The sequence below is a fragment of the Microbispora sp. H10885 genome (assembly GCF_014161415.1).
Lineage (GTDB): Bacteria > Actinomycetota > Actinomycetes > Streptosporangiales > Streptosporangiaceae > Microbispora > Microbispora triticiradicis.
On record NZ_JABBWY010000009.1, the window covers coordinates 323222 to 338454 of the forward strand.

At 72.7% G+C, this 15233-nt stretch carries 15 protein-coding genes; 4 read left to right on the forward strand and 11 right to left on the reverse strand.

What is annotated here, in order from left to right; genetic code table 11:
* Nucleotides 1-46 precede the first annotated feature (46 nt).
* From HHX37_RS25065 to HHX37_RS25095, 7 genes are all read right to left on the reverse strand, one after another.
* On the reverse strand, nucleotides 47-859 hold the full coding sequence (locus HHX37_RS25065) for an SDR family NAD(P)-dependent oxidoreductase (RefSeq protein WP_182886978.1): 813 nt from the start codon (nucleotides 857-859) through the stop codon (nucleotides 47-49).
* The gene (locus HHX37_RS25070) at nucleotides 856-2739 is read right to left on the reverse strand and encodes an ABC transporter ATP-binding protein (RefSeq protein WP_182886979.1); all 1884 of its coding nucleotides are present in this window, start codon (nucleotides 2737-2739) and stop codon (nucleotides 856-858) included. Before HHX37_RS25070 ends, HHX37_RS25065 begins: the two co-directional genes overlap by 4 nt.
* Nucleotides 2736-3626, reverse strand: a complete 891-nt coding sequence (locus HHX37_RS25075; RefSeq protein WP_310740514.1) for an ABC transporter permease — start codon at nucleotides 3624-3626, stop codon at nucleotides 2736-2738. The genes HHX37_RS25070 and HHX37_RS25075 overlap by 4 nt, the downstream gene beginning before the upstream one ends.
* Entirely contained in the window at nucleotides 3623-4558 is a 936-nt protein-coding gene (locus tag HHX37_RS25080) for an ABC transporter permease (RefSeq protein WP_310740515.1), read from the reverse strand. The genes HHX37_RS25075 and HHX37_RS25080 overlap by 4 nt, the downstream gene beginning before the upstream one ends.
* Nucleotides 4559-4562: 4 nt before the next feature.
* The gene (locus HHX37_RS25085; protein ID WP_182886980.1) at nucleotides 4563-6041 is read right to left on the reverse strand and encodes an ABC transporter substrate-binding protein; all 1479 of its coding nucleotides are present in this window, start codon (nucleotides 6039-6041) and stop codon (nucleotides 4563-4565) included.
* A gap of 322 nt (nucleotides 6042-6363) precedes the next feature.
* Nucleotides 6364-7266 carry a LysR family transcriptional regulator gene (locus tag HHX37_RS25090; protein WP_111699485.1) on the reverse strand — a complete coding sequence of 301 codons (903 nt, stop codon included), beginning with the start codon at nucleotides 7264-7266 and terminating at the stop codon, nucleotides 6364-6366.
* A 24-nt stretch (nucleotides 7267-7290) separates the two neighbouring features.
* The gene (locus HHX37_RS25095; protein WP_182886981.1) at nucleotides 7291-8022 is read right to left on the reverse strand and encodes an alpha/beta hydrolase; all 732 of its coding nucleotides are present in this window, start codon (nucleotides 8020-8022) and stop codon (nucleotides 7291-7293) included.
* A gap of 221 nt (nucleotides 8023-8243) precedes the next feature.
* Between HHX37_RS25095 and HHX37_RS25100 the strand changes: the two genes are divergently transcribed.
* Nucleotides 8244-8930: an HAD hydrolase-like protein gene (locus tag HHX37_RS25100; RefSeq protein ID WP_220503112.1), complete on the forward strand. Its 687-nt coding sequence runs from the start codon at nucleotides 8244-8246 to the stop codon at nucleotides 8928-8930.
* Here HHX37_RS25100 and glpK read toward each other — a convergent pair whose 3' ends face one another.
* The gene (gene glpK / locus HHX37_RS25105) at nucleotides 8931-10448 is read right to left on the reverse strand and encodes a glycerol kinase GlpK (RefSeq protein ID WP_182886983.1); all 1518 of its coding nucleotides are present in this window, start codon (nucleotides 10446-10448) and stop codon (nucleotides 8931-8933) included. It lies immediately after the preceding gene.
* Between the two features lie 20 nt (nucleotides 10449-10468).
* Nucleotides 10469-10669, reverse strand: coding sequence for a hypothetical protein (locus tag HHX37_RS25110; RefSeq protein ID WP_138463273.1), 201 nt, complete (start codon nucleotides 10667-10669; stop codon nucleotides 10469-10471).
* 211 nt (nucleotides 10670-10880) lie between these two features.
* Between HHX37_RS25110 and HHX37_RS25115 the strand changes: the two genes are divergently transcribed.
* A complete protein-coding gene (locus tag HHX37_RS25115) occupies nucleotides 10881-11579 on the forward strand; it encodes a methyltransferase domain-containing protein (RefSeq protein ID WP_182876818.1) in 699 nt (232 codons plus the stop codon).
* A gap of 111 nt (nucleotides 11580-11690) precedes the next feature.
* Nucleotides 11691-12914: a PP2C family protein-serine/threonine phosphatase gene (locus HHX37_RS25120; protein ID WP_220503144.1), complete on the forward strand. Its 1224-nt coding sequence runs from the start codon at nucleotides 11691-11693 to the stop codon at nucleotides 12912-12914.
* A 331-nt stretch (nucleotides 12915-13245) separates the two neighbouring features.
* Here the strand turns inward: HHX37_RS25120 and HHX37_RS25125 are convergent, their stop codons facing one another.
* The gene (locus tag HHX37_RS25125) at nucleotides 13246-14109 is read right to left on the reverse strand and encodes an SDR family oxidoreductase (RefSeq protein ID WP_205826473.1); all 864 of its coding nucleotides are present in this window, start codon (nucleotides 14107-14109) and stop codon (nucleotides 13246-13248) included.
* 153 nt (nucleotides 14110-14262) lie between these two features.
* Between HHX37_RS25125 and HHX37_RS25130 the strand changes: the two genes are divergently transcribed.
* Nucleotides 14263-14667 (forward strand): winged helix-turn-helix transcriptional regulator, encoded by a 405-nt coding sequence (locus HHX37_RS25130; protein WP_067253666.1) that lies wholly within the window; start codon nucleotides 14263-14265, stop codon nucleotides 14665-14667.
* 361 nt (nucleotides 14668-15028) lie between these two features.
* Here the strand turns inward: HHX37_RS25130 and HHX37_RS25135 are convergent, their stop codons facing one another.
* Nucleotides 15029-15232 (reverse strand): MbtH family protein, encoded by a 204-nt coding sequence (locus HHX37_RS25135; RefSeq protein ID WP_182886984.1) that lies wholly within the window; start codon nucleotides 15230-15232, stop codon nucleotides 15029-15031.
* Nucleotide 15233 lies beyond the last annotated feature (1 nt).

A 15233-nucleotide genomic window follows, 5' to 3' on the forward strand; every position in this document is an offset into this window, starting at 1 on the left:
CGGCGGTCTCCTTCTCCTGTCGGTTGCTGTGGTCGGTGCGTGCGGGTCACGGGTGTACGGGCGGCAGCGGGAGGATGCCGAGGCTCGCGTCGAGGCCGCCGTCGACGACCAGGGCGGTCCCGGTGACGTACGACGCGGCGGGCGAGGTGAGGAACCAGACGGCCTCGGCCTGCTCGCGGGGCTCGGCGAACCGCTGGAGCGGGATGCGGCGCTCGATCTCGGCGGTGAGCACGGGGTCCCGGCGGACCCCGGCGTTGATCCGCGTCCAGGTGAGCCCCGGGGCGAGGGCGTTGACCCGGATGCCGTCGGGCGCGTGGTCGATGGCCGCGGCGCGGACGAGGTTGATCAGCGCGCCCTTCGACGCGTTGTACGCCCAGTTGCCGGGGTCGGCGCGCAGCCCGGCCACGGACGCGGTCACCACGACCGCCCCGCCCCCGGCGGCGCGCAGGGCGGGCACGGCGGCCCTGATGCCCAGGATCGGGCCCCGGAGGTTGACCGCGAAGATCCGCTCCGCGGCCTCCACCGCCCCCGGGGACTCCCACGGCCGGGTGCCGCCGATGCCGGCGTTGAGCACGACCGCGTCGAGGCGGCCGAACTCGCGGACCGCCAGCTCCACCGCGGCGTGGTTGGTCTCCTCCCGCGACACGTCGCCGGCCAGCGTCAGCACGCCGTCGAGCACGGCGAGCTCCTTGAGCGCGTACTCGTCGTGGTCCACGGCGAGCACCGCGACGCCGCGCGCCGCGTACAGCTCGGCGGTGGCCCGGCCGATGCCCGACCCCGCGCCCGTCACGAGGGCGGCGCGCGGACCCGGGCCGGCCGAGGAGCCAGCGGAGCCGGAGGAGGGGTTGGGCGAGGTCATGGAGCCTCCAGGTTGAGGGCGGCGTGCGGGAGTGCTCCCGCCGTACGCCCCGCGTCGATCCGCGGGACGGCGGCGAGCAGTTCTGCGGTGTACGCGGCGCGCGGGGCGCGGAAGACGTCGGCGACGGCGCCGGTCTCGACCAGCCTTCCGTCCTTCATCACGGCCACGCGGTCGCAGACCTGGCGGACGACGCCCAGGTCGTGCGAGATGAACAGCAGCGCGACCCCCGCCTCGCGCCGCAGCTCGGCGAGCAGGGCCAGGATCTGCGCCTGCACGGTGACGTCGAGCGCGGACACCGGCTCGTCGCAGACGATCACCTCGGGGCCCGGGGCGAGCGCGCGGGCGATCGCGACCCGCTGGCGCTGGCCGCCGCTCAGCCGAGCGAGCACGCGGTCCAGCAGGGCGGGGTCGAGCCCGACCCGGCCGAGCAGCGCGGCGACCCGCTCACGCCTGCGGCGTCGCGGCATCCTCCCCGGCACCGCCTCGCCGACGACCCGCTCGACCGTGAAGCGCGGGTCGAACGAGCTCAGCGGGTCCTGGTCGACGAGCTGGATCCGGGAGCGCCGCGAGCGCCGGTCACGCTCGCGCAGCCCGGTCCACGGCTCGCCGTCGAGCAGCACCGTCCCGGCGTCGGGGACGATCTCCGCCAACACGATCCGCGCGGTGGTGCTCTTCCCCGACCCCGACTCGCCGACCAGGCCGAGCGCCTCCCCCGCGCGCAGGTCGAACGACACGTCGCCGACGGCCGTACGCCACGATCCGTCCGGGGAGCGGTAGCGCTTGGTGACGCCCCGCACCGAGACGACGGCATGGTCCTTCACCCGGACCGGCTCCGTCGGCGCTCGGGAGGCGGTGGCGGGCCGCGCCCGCCCGGGGTGGAAGCAGCGGACCATCCGGTCCTGCCCGTCCTGCCCGTCCGGCCCGTTCTCTCCGTACGACACGGGGGGCGGCGGCTCGGAGCGGCAGCGGTCGTCGGCGAGCGCGCAGCGCGGGGCGTACGGGCAGCCGGTGGCGGCCGGGGGTCCGGTCCGGACGATCGGCAGCCCTCGCACCGGACCGCCGTCCGGGCTGTCCGGGCCGTCCAGGCCGGGCACGGCCGCCAGCAGGTCGGCGGTGTAGGGGTGGGCGGGAGACGCCAGCAGGGCCGCCGCCGGTCCCCGCTCCACGACCACGCCCGCGAACAGGACGGCGATCTGGCCGGCGAGCCGGGCGACGACCGCGAGGTCGTGGCTGATGAGCAGCAGCGCCGTGCCCCGCCGCCGCCGCTCCTCCAGCAGGCCGAGCACCTGCGCCTGCACGGTGACGTCGAGTGCCGTGGTGGGCTCGTCCGCGATCAGCAGGGCGGGTTCGGCCGCGATGGCGGAGGCGATCAGCGCCCGCTGCCGCAGACCTCCGGACAGCTCGTGCGGATACTGCAGGAACCTCACGTGCGGGTCGGGCACCCCGGCCTCGGTGAGCAGCCGGATGACCTGGTCGTCGAGGTCGTCGCGGCGCGCCAGGCCGTGCACCTCCAGGGCCTCCGCCACCTCCAGGCCGACCCGGCGGAGCGGGTCGAGCGAGGTCAGCGCGTCCTGAAGGACGTAGCCGATGCGGCGGCCGCGCAGCCGCCGCCACTGGCCGCCGCCCAGCGTGCGCAGGTCCCGTCCCTCGAAGGTCAGCGTCCGCGCGGTCACCCGGGCGCCGGCACCGGCGAGGCCGAGCAGCGCCCGGGCCGTGACGCTCTTTCCCGATCCCGACTCGCCCACCACCGCGAGGCACTCCCCCGCGCGCAGCGACAGGTCGACGTCCCGCACGGCCGGTACGACGCCGCGCCGGGTGGCGAAGCCAACGGAGAGCCCCGCCACCTCCAGCAGCGGCGTGGAGAGGTGGTCGCCGCTCATCGAGCCTCCCGTCCTTCGTAGCGGGCCTGCAGGGCCCGCCCGGCGACGGTGGCGGACAGCACGGTCAGCGTGATGGCCGCCCCCGGGAACAGGGCGAGGGTCCAGCTCACGTCGAGGTAGTCGCGCGACTGGGCGAGCATCGCGCCCCACTCGGGGGCGGGGGGCTGCGGGCCGAGCCCGAGGAAGCTCAGCGACGCCCCGGCGATGAGCGCGGTGCCGACGTTGACCGTGGCCAGGATCAGCAGGGGCGCGACGACGTTCGGCGCGATGTGCCGCAGCAGGATCCGCGCCGGGGCAAGGCCGAGGCCGACCGCCGCCCGCACGTACGGCGAGCCGCGGACGACCAGCGCCTGCGCGCGCACGACCCGGGCGAACCCCGGCGCGAGGGCGACGGTGATCGCCAGGGCGGCGTTGCGGGTGCCGGGCCCGAGGACGGCCACGACGAGCAGGGCCATCAGGACGGCCGGGAACGACAGCAGCACGTCGGCCAGCCGCATGGCCGCCTCGCCCGCGACGCGGCCGCCCAGCGCGGCGAGCAGCCCCCAGGCGGCGCCCGCGACGCCGGCGAGCAGGGTGGAGCCCACGCCGACGAGCAGCGACGGCCGCGTGCCGAAGACCAGCCGGGCGAGCACGTCACGGCCGAGCTGGTCGGTGCCGAGCGGGTGTCCCTCCATCGGCCCGCGCAGCGCGAGCGCCGGGTCCACCCGGTCGGGCGCGTGGGCGAACAGGCCGGGGAAGGCCGCGGCCAGGCAGACGAGCGCGAAGAACGCGACGGCCAGCGCGACGCCCGGCCGGGGCAGCCCCACCCTCGGCAGCCTCACCTTCGGCAGGCCGGCCCGCGTCGGCTCGTACGGCCCGCCGGCCGCCGCGTCCGGGACCGCGCTCACGCCGCCGCCCCGATCCGCGGGTCGGCGAGCCCGTAGAGCAGGTCGACGACGATGTTGATCAGGGAGAAGGTGAGCGCGGAGAGCACCACCACACCCGTCACGACCGGGAAGTCCCGGCCGCGCACCGCCGCCACAACGACGTGGCCGAGGCCCTGCCGGGCGAAGACCGTCTCCACGACCACGGTGCCGGCGAGCAGTTCCCCGAGCACCCAGCCGGAGAGCGTGAGCACCGGCAGCGCGGCGTGCCGCAGCGCGTGGCGCACGCGGATGCGGTGCTCGGTGGCGCCGCGCGCCCGGGCGGTCAGCGCGAACGGCTGGTCCAGGGCGCGTTCCAGCCCTTCTCTGGTCACCTGGGCCAACACCCCGGCGATGGGCAGCGCGAGCGCGGCGCACGGCAGCACCAGCGCGGCCGGACCGTCGTCGCCGATCACGGGGAACCAGCCCAGGTGGAAGGAGAAGGCGGCCAGCAGCAGGATGCCGATCCAGAAGTTCGGCGTCGAGATCGAGCAGAACTCGGCGGCGCGCGACAGCGCCCGCAGGCGTGGCCGGTCGGCCGTGAGCGTGGCGAGCGCCACCGCGAGGCCGAAGCCGAGTGCGGCCGCCCCCGCCGCGAGCGCCAGGGTGGCGCCGATCTGCTCGCCGATCACCTGGCTCACCGGCCGGCCCAGCTGGTAGGAGCCGCCGAGGTCGGCGCGCAGGAGCCGGCCGAGGAACAGGGCGTACTGCACGACGGTCGGCTCCTGCAGGCCGTACTCCGCGCGGATCGCGTCCAGCACCTGGGGTGTGGCGTTGGCCTGGACCCCGCCCGCGATGACGCGGGCGGGGTCGCCGGGCACCAGCCGCATCCCGGCGAAGGCGAACGTGGCGGCGCCCCACAGCACGAACAGGGTCAGCGCCAGCCGGCGGGTCAGCCGGCGGGCCAGCGGCGGCACGGGATCACGCCCCCAGCCACACGCCGTGGAAGACCGGGTAGGTCTGGGCGTCGAAGGCGACGCCGCGCGCCTTGGCGGAGAAGGCGGTGAGCTGCACCGGCGTGTAGAGCGGCAGCACGTACGCCTGCCGGAGCACCTCGTGCTGCACGGCGGCGTAGTCCTTCGCGGCGGTGGCCGGATCGGACGTCTCCGCCGCCTCCTCCACCCAGGTGTCGATCCGCGGCGAGTCGACCAGCGCGACGTTGCCGCCGGCCTTGGCGTAGGTGTTGCCCGAGGCGAACGCGAAGCGCAGCACGTCGGGCGTGGGCCGGGCGAAGCTGACGTCGACGAGGTCGTACTCGCCGCCGATGAGGTACTTGCTCACGAACGCGCCGGTGTCCACGGCCGGTCGTTCGATCTTTATGCCGGCGAGTTTGGCCTGGGCCTGGACGCCCTCGGCGAGCACGTCGCGCTGCTCCTTGTTGCCCTCCGCCCAGTAGGGCCAGGTGAGGGCGAGGGTCTTGCCGTCCTTCACGCGGTAGCCGTCGGAGCCCTTCTTCCAGCCCGCCTCGTCGAGCAGCCGCTCCGCCGCGGCGAGGTCGTGGGACGCCAGTTCGCTCTCGGCCGTCGCGTCGTAGGCCGCGGTCGTGCGGCTCAGCGGGTGGCGCGCGACGGGGAACCGGCCGAAGTAGATGTTCTTCACCAGTTCGGCGACGTTCACGGCGGCCGACAGGGCGCGGCGCACGCGCACGTCCTTGAGCGGCCCGCGGGTCTGGTTCAGATAGAGGTTGTAGTTCAGGCCCGGCGTCTCCTGCGCGGTGAGATCGAATCCCCCGAGCGACCGCAGTCTGCCGGCGTTGACCGGCGGGACGCCCGCGATCGCCTGGACCTGCCCGCTGGTGAGCGCGCCGTACCGGGTGGCGTCCTCGGGGACGAACTCGAACACGAGGCCGTCGAGGTAGGCCGCGCCCTGGTGGGACGCGCCGGCGGGCGGCGAGGCGTAGGCGGCGTTCTTGCGCAGCGTGACCCGCTTGTCCTTCTCCCAGGAGACGTAGGAGAAGGGGCCGGTGCCGACCGGGCGGTAGTCCGCGACCGGCTTGGCCAGCGCCGCCGGGCTCTGGATGCCCAGGTACGGCACCGACAGGGCCTGCAGGAACGGGGTGAACGGCCGCTTCAGCGTCACCTCGACGACGTGGTCGTCCACCACCCGCGACTTCTCGTACGGCGCGATCAGCGACGCGGCGTAGGCCGACTTGGTGGCCGGGTCCACCACGTGGTCGAGCGTCGCCTTCACCGCCTCGGCAGTGAACGGCGTGCCGTCGTGGAAGGTGACGCCGTCCCTGAGGGTGAACGTGTAGGTCCGTCCGTCTCCGGACACGGCCCACTTCGTGGCCAGCCAGGGCCCGAAGGTGGCGGGACCGGTCTGCACGACCAGGGAGTCGAAGATGTTGCGGTCGATCAGGCCGGTCACCGCGGTGGCCGCCACCGCGGGGTCGAGCGACACCTGCGTGCCGGCGAGCGCGTACCGCCGGACGCCTGGACCGCAGGCTGCCCCGCCGCCCGGCCGGTTCGTCGTCCACTTGGGTGGCGGTGTCGTCGCTCACTGACATCGGTGAGGCCTTTTCTGTCGCGATGGGAAAAGGAGAGAGCGGGGCACGCGGGCGCGCCGAAATAGCCGGAACCCGGCGGAACCGGCGGATCGATTGGCGAATTCCCGTCCCGCGGACCAGGAGAATTCAGGACATCGACGGAATCACACCACGACAAAACGCGACGGTCAACTTATTACGCCATTGTCACCGACCCATTTGCGATGCCGATTGAAATCAATTCGAATTCCCTATGGCAACCTGTGCGGCGAGCGCGCCGGGGAATTCCGCGACCGAGGAGAAGAATTCACGCAGGGCCGCGCAGGCACTCGACTCGATCTCCGGGTCGAGCCCTCGCCTGCTCAGCAGGCGCAGCCCGACCGGGTCCTGCGCGGGCAGCGGAGTGATCTCCTCCAGGCCCTTCGGCACGCCGAATGCGGTGGGCAGCAGGGCGATGCCGAGCCGGGCGCGGGCCGCGGCCAGCACACCCTCCAGGTTGACCGCCTCCGTGGTGATCCGCACCGGCCAGCCGAGCCCCTCCAGCACGCTCACGGCCTGCCGCCGCAGGGCGCACGGCTCCTGGAAGGCCACCAGCGGCACCGGCCGGTCCGGCGGCGGGAGGAACCAGCCCGGCGCGGCGAGCCAGCGCAGCGGCAGCGCGGCGACCTGCCTGCCGCCGACGCCGGGCACGACGCCGAGGATCAGCGCCATGTCCAGCGTCCCCTTCTGGGTCGCCTCGGCCAGGGGGGTGCTGCGGTCCAGCCGGAACACGACGTCCCGCGTGGGCAGCGCCGCCATCAGCGCGCCGAGGAGGTCGGGCAGCGTCTGGTAACCCGCGTGCTCGACGGCGCCGACGGTCAGCCCCGCCGTCCGCTCGGCCCCCAGCCGGCAGAGGGCCTCGTCGTGGACGGCGAGCAGCCGCCGCGCCTCCACGAGCAGCGTCTCGCCCGCCATGGTGAACCGGGTGGACCTGCCGGTCTTCTCCACCAGCGGTTGCCCGATGACGCGTTCCAGCGATCGGACGTGCTGGCTCACGGTCGGCTGGCTGGTCCGCAGCGCGGACGCGGCCCGGCCGAAGCCACCGCAGTCGGCGATGGCCACGAACGTTCGCAGTTGCACGAGGTCGAGCAGTGCTCCCATACCCGTGATAATAACCCCTATTACCTACATGAATAAGGGACCATCAGGGGTAGGGTTCCGCCACCATCGGACGGCGGCCGCGGCGACCTCGGGCGGGACCCGGTGCCCGCCCCGGAACTCCTCGTACGTCACGTCGTATCCGCCGTCCCGCAACTCGGGGACGAGGCGCCTGCTGCAGCGGTCGATCGGCAGCACCCGGTCGGAGGTGCCGTGCGAGACGAAGACGCGGGGCCGGCCGTGCCGGATCATCGGAGCCATGAAGCCGGGAGAGAACGCCAGCACGGCATGGAACAGATCGCCGTTGGCCAGCCCCAGCGACAGCGCGTAGGAGGCGCCGTCGGAGAACCCGGCGACGGCCACGCCGCCGAGTTCGACGGCCACGCGGGCGAACGTCTCCTCCAGGGTGGCGTCGATCCTCGACACGTCCGCGCCGTACCCGCCGACGATCACGTCCCAGGTGGCCGAGACGGCCTGCGGCGCGAGCAGCGGCACCCCGAGAAGGGTCGCCTCGGGGACCAGCCACTCCAGCGCCTGTTCCGCCGTGCCGCCCGCGCCGTGCAGCACCACGGCGAGCGGGGCCGGCCCGTCCCCGAGGCCGGGCGGCACGTGCAGCAGGGCGCGGCCGTCGAGGCGGTGGGTCCCGGGCTCGGGAGGCGACGCCGCCCGCGGCACGGCCACGGGACGGGCGGACAGCCGGCCGTGCCGCACGCCCTCCTCGGGCTCCGCGTGGGGACGGCTCCGCTCCGGCGTGGTCATCGGCCTCACCTCCCGCTCACCGGTCTACCCGCGGCTCGCGTGATCACCTCCGCGTCCGCGCGTACCAGGGGGAAGGTCCTGTACGGCTGCCGCACCCGCGCGAAGCGACGGGACGACCGGCTGGAATAGTACCCACCTGCACGCATCCGCCCATGACCCCACCCGCACGCCCTCACCCGTGCGATCCCACCTGCACGACCACCGCGAACGGACGGCCTCACGTGACCGATGCCCGTTACTGCCTCTTCGATCTCGACGGCACACTGACCGACCCCGAGATCGGCATCGTCGCCTCGCTGCGGCACGCCCTGGCCGCCGTCGGGTTCCCGGAGGTGGACCACGGACGGCTCCGCGCCCTGATCGGCCCTCCCCTCCAGGACGGCTTCCTGATGCTCGGCGTCCCCGAGGAGCGCCTCGGCGACGCCATCCACGCGTACCGGGAGCGCTTCGCCGAGACCGGGATGTACGAGAACGAGGTGATCGCGGGCATCCCCGCCGTGCTGGAGGCCCTCGTCGCCGAGGGCTGGACCCTGGCGGTGGCGACGTCGAAACCGGCCGTCTTCGCGGCGAAGATCCTCGCGCACTTCGGCCTCGACGGCTTCTTCGCGTACGTCGCCGGGGCCACGCTGGACGGGACGCGGCGGCACAAGGCGGACGTGGTCCGCCACGCGCTCGACGTCCTCGGCGCGCCGCCGGACGCGACCGTCATGGTCGGCGACCGCCTGGAGGACGTCGCCGGGGCCGCCGCGTGCGGCGTCCGGACCGTCGCCGTGACGTGGGGGTTCGGCGACCCGGCCGAGTTCGGCGCACCTGTGTTCGCCGGCGCCGGGCTCCTCGCCGTGGTGGAGACGCCCGGGCGGCTTCTCGACGTGCTGTCGCGGACGGCGGACGCCCCTCCGTATCCGTGATCAGTCGACGTCGACCCAGTCGAGCGTCCGCTGGACGGCCTTGCGCCATCCGGCGTAGCCGCGCTCGCGCCGCTCGTCGGTCCAGGTGGGCTCCCAGCGGCGGTCCTCGTGCCAGTTGCGCCTGAGATCGTCGGTGGACTTCCAGAAGCCCACGGCGAGCCCGGCGGCGTACGCCGCGCCGAGCGCGGTGGTCTCGGCGACGACCGGCCGGGAGACCGGTACGCCCAGGATGTCGGCCTGGAGCTGCATGCACAGCTCGTTGGCCGTCACTCCGCCGTCCACCCGCAGCACGTCGAGGACGACGCCGGAGTCCTGCTCCATCGCGGTGACGACGTCCCTGGTCTGGTAGCAGATCGATTCGAGGGTGGCGCGGGCCAGGTGGGCGTTGGTGTTGTAGCGGGACAGGCCGACGATCGCGCCCCGGGCGTCGGCGCGCCAGTACGGCGCGAACAGGCCGGAGAACGCGGGCACGAAGTAGACGCCGCCGTTGTCCTCGACCTGCCGGGCGAGTGCCTCGCTCTGCGCCGCCCCCGAGATGATGCCGAGCTGGTCGCGCAGCCACTGCACGGCGGAGCCGGTGACCGCGATCGACCCCTCCAGGGCGTACACGGGCTTGGCCGAGCCGAACTGGTAGCAGACCGTCGTGAGCAGGCCGTGCCGGGACCGGACGAGCTCGGTGCCGGTGTTGAGCAGCAGGAAGTTGCCGGTGCCGTAGGTGTTCTTGGCCGTGCCGGGCTCGAAGCACACCTGGCCGACGGTCGCGGCCTGCTGGTCGCCGAGGTCGCCCGCGAGCGGGACCTCGCCGCCGAGCGGGCCGCCCGCGCGGGTCACGCCGTACAGGCCGGGATTGGCGGACGGCCGGATCTCGGGGAGCATCCGCCGGGGCACGCCGAAGAACGACAGCAGCTCGTCGTCCCAGTCGAGCGTCTCCAGGTCCATCAGCATCGTGCGGCTCGCGTTGGTGGGGTCGGTCACGTGGACGCCGCCGTCCACGCCGCCGGTGAGGTTCCACAGCAGCCAGGTGTCGGTGGTGCCGAAGACCGCGTCGCCGCGCTCGGCGGCCTCGCGGACCCCGGGGACGTTCTCCAGGATCCACTGGATCTTGCCGCCGGAGAAGTAGGTGGCGGGCGGCAGCCCGGCCCTACGCCGGATCACCTCGCCCTTGCCCTCCCGTTCCAGGACCGCGGCGATGCGGTCGGTGCGGGTGTCCTGCCAGACGATGGCGTTGTAGTACGGGCGGCCGGTGCGCCGGTCCCAGACGACGGTCGTCTCGCGCTGGTTGGTGACGCCGAGCGCCGCGAGGTCGGACGCCCGCAGGCCCGCCGTACGCATGGCCGTCTCTGCGACCGCGCGGGTGCGCTCCCAGATCTCGGTCGGGTTGTGCTCGACCCAGCCCGCCTGCGGCAGGATCTGCTGGTGCTCCAGCTGGTGGCGGGCGACCTCGTTGCCGGACCGATCGAAAATCATGAAGCGGGTGCTGGTCGTCCCCTGGTCGACCGCGCCGACGTAGTCAGCCATCTCAGCCGTTCACCGGGCCTTCAGGAGGTCGGGCCGATTTCCGGCTCGGGCTCGGGCATCGCCGACTCGTCACCGGTCGGGGGCGGCGTCTCGGCGGCCGGTGTCTCGATGTCGGCCTCTCCGCCGATCATCTTCTCCAGCCCGCCGTCGTCCGGCTCCGGCGTCAGCGGCTCCGGTGAGGTGCCTCTCGCGTCCCGCGCTCCGGATCTTTCGGCAACCACGTCCGCGTCTCCTCCCACGTGTCCTCTCCGCCGTCCGCCGGTCCCCCCGGTCCGCGGATCGCGCATGACCGCTCACCTGCCCCCGTTGTACGGTCCTCATTCACCTTCTCACAGACCCGTACGGAGCGTGCGTGCGCGACGGTCCCCGGGGGGCCGCGGCGGGTACACGTCAGACAGCCGGCGGCGGGCCGGGAGCGGCGGGGGCGTGCGGATGGACAGGCGGCGGCGTGACCTGGTCGACCGGGACCTGGAGGAGGCGGCGGCGGACCTGCTGGCGCACGACCCCCGGCTCCGCGGCCTGGACGTGCGGGTGTGTTTCGACGGCGCGGTTGCGCACGTCGAGGGAGACGTGCCGGACGCCGCCGCTCTCGCGGTGCTGCGGGAGCGGCTCGGCCGGCTGGCCGGGGTGCTCGCCGTCTGGGACCGGGTGCGGGTGGCCGGCGTCACCCCCCGGGTCGTCGATCTCGGCTGCGGCGGCACCAAGCAGCACCGCGACAACCTCGGCCTCGACCTGTCCCCCGGGCCGATGGTCGACGTGCTGGCCGACCTGTCGCGCGGGGTGCCGCTGGCGGACGAGTCGGTGGACCAGGTCTTCGTGGTGCACGTGCTGGAGCACCTCGCCGACTACCTGCCCCTGCTGCGGGAGTGTCACCGGATCCTGCGGCCCGGCGGGGTGCTGCACGTCCTCGCCCCCTGGTGGCGGCACGTCAACGCGGTGGCCGACCCCACCCACCTGCGGCTGATCGACGTCGCGACCTTCAAGCACCTGTGCCGGCCCGACGGTTCGGGCCGGTGCTGGTTCCCGTTGCTGGTCACCCGCGACGAGTCCACGGTCTACGCGGACCTCGTGCCGGCGAAGGACGGCACCACGCCCGCGGACGAGCGGCGGCTGGCCCGCTTCTTCGACTGAGCCGGTGAAGCACCGGTCATCTGTTCCAAAAAACGTTGATACCGATCGGCCCAGGACCGTGTGAGGGCGAGCATCGAAGGTAGGTAATGAAGGACCCTGGGGGTGAGCACGATGGAGCAGGGCATCCCCCCTCCTACGGAGAAACACGATCTGCTGGGCGCACTGGCGAACATGCTGGCGGACAGCCACCTGACGGCGTTCGAAGGCATTCCGGCGCTCATCGACAACTACAAACACCTGGCCGGCTTCGACGGGATCTCCGTCTACCTCTGCGACCTGCAGCAGAACGTGCTGCGCAGGCTGTGCGGCCCGGCCGAGGAGGAGGCCCAGCCGGAGGAGCTGAAGATCGACACCACTCTGGCGGGCCGCGCCCTGCAGGAGGTGCGCCCGCTGCGCGGCGACAACCCGGTCCAGTGGTGGGTTCCGATGCTCGACGGCACCGAGCGCCTGGGAGTCCTGCACATGCGGCCCACCGCCGAGGACGCCGGCCTCGGCGACCGGATGCGGCACATCGCCTCCCTGATCTCCCTGATCGTCGTGAGCAAGCGGTCGTTCAGCGACTATCACGCGCGGCTCGTGCGGACCCGGCCGATGCACGTGGCGGCCGAGATGCAGTGGAACCTGATGCCGCCGCTCACCTTCGCCACGCCGACGGTGGCGATCGGCGCGGTCCTCGAACCGGCGTACGAGATCGGCGGGGACGCCTTCGACTACTCGACCTCCGGCAACGTGGCGCACGTCGCCGTCTTCGACGCGATGGGACACGACGTGTCGGCCGGGCTGACCGCCAACCTGGCGGTCGCGGCCTGCCGCAACAACCGGCGGCAGGGCCACGGCCTGGCGCAGAACAGCGAGATGATCGAGCGTGTACTGATCGACGAGTTCGGCCGGGCCGACCGCTTCGTCACCGCGATCATCGGCGACCTCGACCTGGACACCGGCGTGTTCAGCTGGATCAACCGCGGCCATCACCCGCCGGTGCTGATTCGCGGGGGCCGGTGGATCGCCACCCTGAAGTGCCCGCCCGCCCATCCGATGGGACTCGATCTCGGGCTTCCCGTCACGCTCTGCCGGGACCAACTCCAGCCCGGCGACCGGCTGCTCCTCTACACCGACGGCATCACCGAGATGCGCAACCCGGACAGCGGCGAGTTCGGCCTGGGCCGGTTCGTCGAGTTCATGATCAAACAGAACGCCGCGGGGCTGCCGGTGCCCGAGACCCTGCGGCGGCTGATCCGCACCGTGATGGACTACCAGAATCACCGGCTGCAGGACGACGCCACCGTGCTACTCCTCGAATGGCACGGCGCCGCCTACGAGAAGCTCAATCCCTGAGCACCGCAGCCCGTCAGAGCGCCGACGCCGATCAACGTCGCGTCGTCCCCCGAGGGCCGAGACGCGCAGCCGTACGCGGGACGCCGCACGCGAAGACCTGGTCACAGCGCGGCCGGACCCCGGTGGTGCGGGTCCGCGGCCGCTCCCGCAGACGGATCTCCATCGCCGCGCTGACCTGCTACAAACCCGGTCGCCGCTCCAGGCTCATCTACCGGCCCCGCCATGACGACGGCCGTCGCGATGGGCGCAAGAGCTTCTCCTGGCGCGACTACCGGGACCGGCCTGGCAATCAGACCCACCTGAGCAACCCGGCCACATCACGAGTTCAACCTCAGTAATGCAGGGCGGCCGCGAGTGCCTCGGCCAGGGTCACGGGCGGGCGGCCGATCAGGCGGCGCAAGTCGCCGGAGTCGGTGTACATCTCGCCGCGGTTCATACCGCGGTCAGCGTCAGCGAGGACCTCCGCCAGCTCGGCGGGTAGGCCCGCGGCGTCCAGTACCTGGGCGAAGTCGGCCACCGGGAGGTCAGCGTAGGTAACCTGCTTTCCGGCCGCAGCGGAGATCGCGGCGGCGAGCTCAGTCAGGGTGAAGGATTCGTCGCCGCCGAGCTCGTACACGGCGCCGGTGTGGCCTTCAGTGGTGAGGACGACCGCTGCGGCCTCGGCGTAGTCGGCGCGGGACGCTGCGCTGATCCGCCCCTCGCCTGCGGCGCCGACGACCGCGCCGTTCTGCAGGATCTGCGGCAGTTGGCTGGTGTAGTTCTCCAAGTACCAGCCGTTGCGCAGCAGCACGCTGGGGATTCCGCGGTCCCGCAGATACGCCTCGGTCTCGCTGTGCGTGGCACCGATGACGGTGGTGGCCGTGTCCGCGTGCGTCGTGCTCGTGTACGCCACTAGCGACACGCCTGCGGATGCCGCGGCGTCGATCACGCGGCGGTGGTTGGCGACCCGCTCGCCCACGGGGACCGAGGCCGAGATCAGCAGCAGCCTGTCCGCCCCCGCGAATGCCTCGGCCAGGCCGTCCGTGTCCGCGAAGTCGGCGCGGCGTACCGTGATGCCTCGGTCGGCCAAATCCTTGATCCCGGCGATGTCCCGGCCGGTCGCGATGATGTCCGCGGCCGGAATCCCGCGCCGCAGCAGTGCCTCGACGGTGAGCCTGCCCAGCTGGCCGGTGGCTCCAGTGACGACGATCGGCATGATGGTCATTCCTTCCTTCCGCGCGTGCCTCGCACGCCTGCCGCGGTCCGTCCGCCGCGGGATGGAACACAGAATGACCTGGACACTCTCTGTTGGCGAGTAGCCACTTCTTGGTAGGGTACTTACCGCAGCGAAAGCATTGAGGTGAGCCGTATGGCTGCTGTCGAGAATGTGACCGGGCCCATGCCGTCATTCGATCCGTACGAGCGCGGCTGCCCGTCGCGGGACCTGCTCGACCAGATCGGCAGCAAGTGGGCGGTCCTCGTGCTGGGCGAACTCGGCCGGAACGGGACCTCCCGGTTCGGTCATCTCCGGCAGGCGCTGGCGGGCGTGAGCGAGAAGATGCTCACCCAGACGCTGCGCACCCTCGAACGCGACGGGCTGGTCAGCCGGACCGTCTACCCAGAGGTGCCGCCGCACGTGGAGTATGAGCTGACCGCGCTCGGCCAGACGCTACGGGAACCGCTGAAGGCGCTCACGGAGTGGTCCGTGCTGCACATCGAAGAAGTCATCACCGCCCGCGAAGAGTACGACGACCGCACCGAGCGCACCAGGTAATCAGCGGCGGCCAGCGGTCTGGTCATAGACGGCCGCCTCGCCGAGACCGGCCCGACAACCAGACCCACCTGAGCCACCCGGCGACATCACGAGTTCAACCTCAGTAATAGGAAGATCGCTCCACACGAAATCCTGGCGGGCCAGGACTCATGAAATATGAGGAGAACAGCGTCGACCCGGACATCGGGTGAGACTATTCCGCGATTGAGGGGTCGTAGTAGCGGGCGGCCGGACAGTCCGGGCCGGTGGATTCGTTCTCGACCTTGCCGAGAAAACCGCGGCCGGTGAATTGGGGTGGGTGGCGGGCCGTAGGCGGGGCTCTCCCGGGACGGCGCCCGGGAGAGGCCCGCGGGTCAGCGCGTCAACGGGCCGTCTGCTCCATCCGCTCGCGCAGGCTGCGCGGCCGCATGTCGGTCCAGACCTCGTCGACGTAGGCGGAGCACTCGTCCTTGGTGCCCTTCTTGCCGACCTGATGCCAGCCGGCCGGGACCTCCTGCCCGGCGGGCCACAGCGAGTACTGGTCCTCGTCGTTGCGGAGCACCTCGTACCTGGCGTCGTCGTTCATC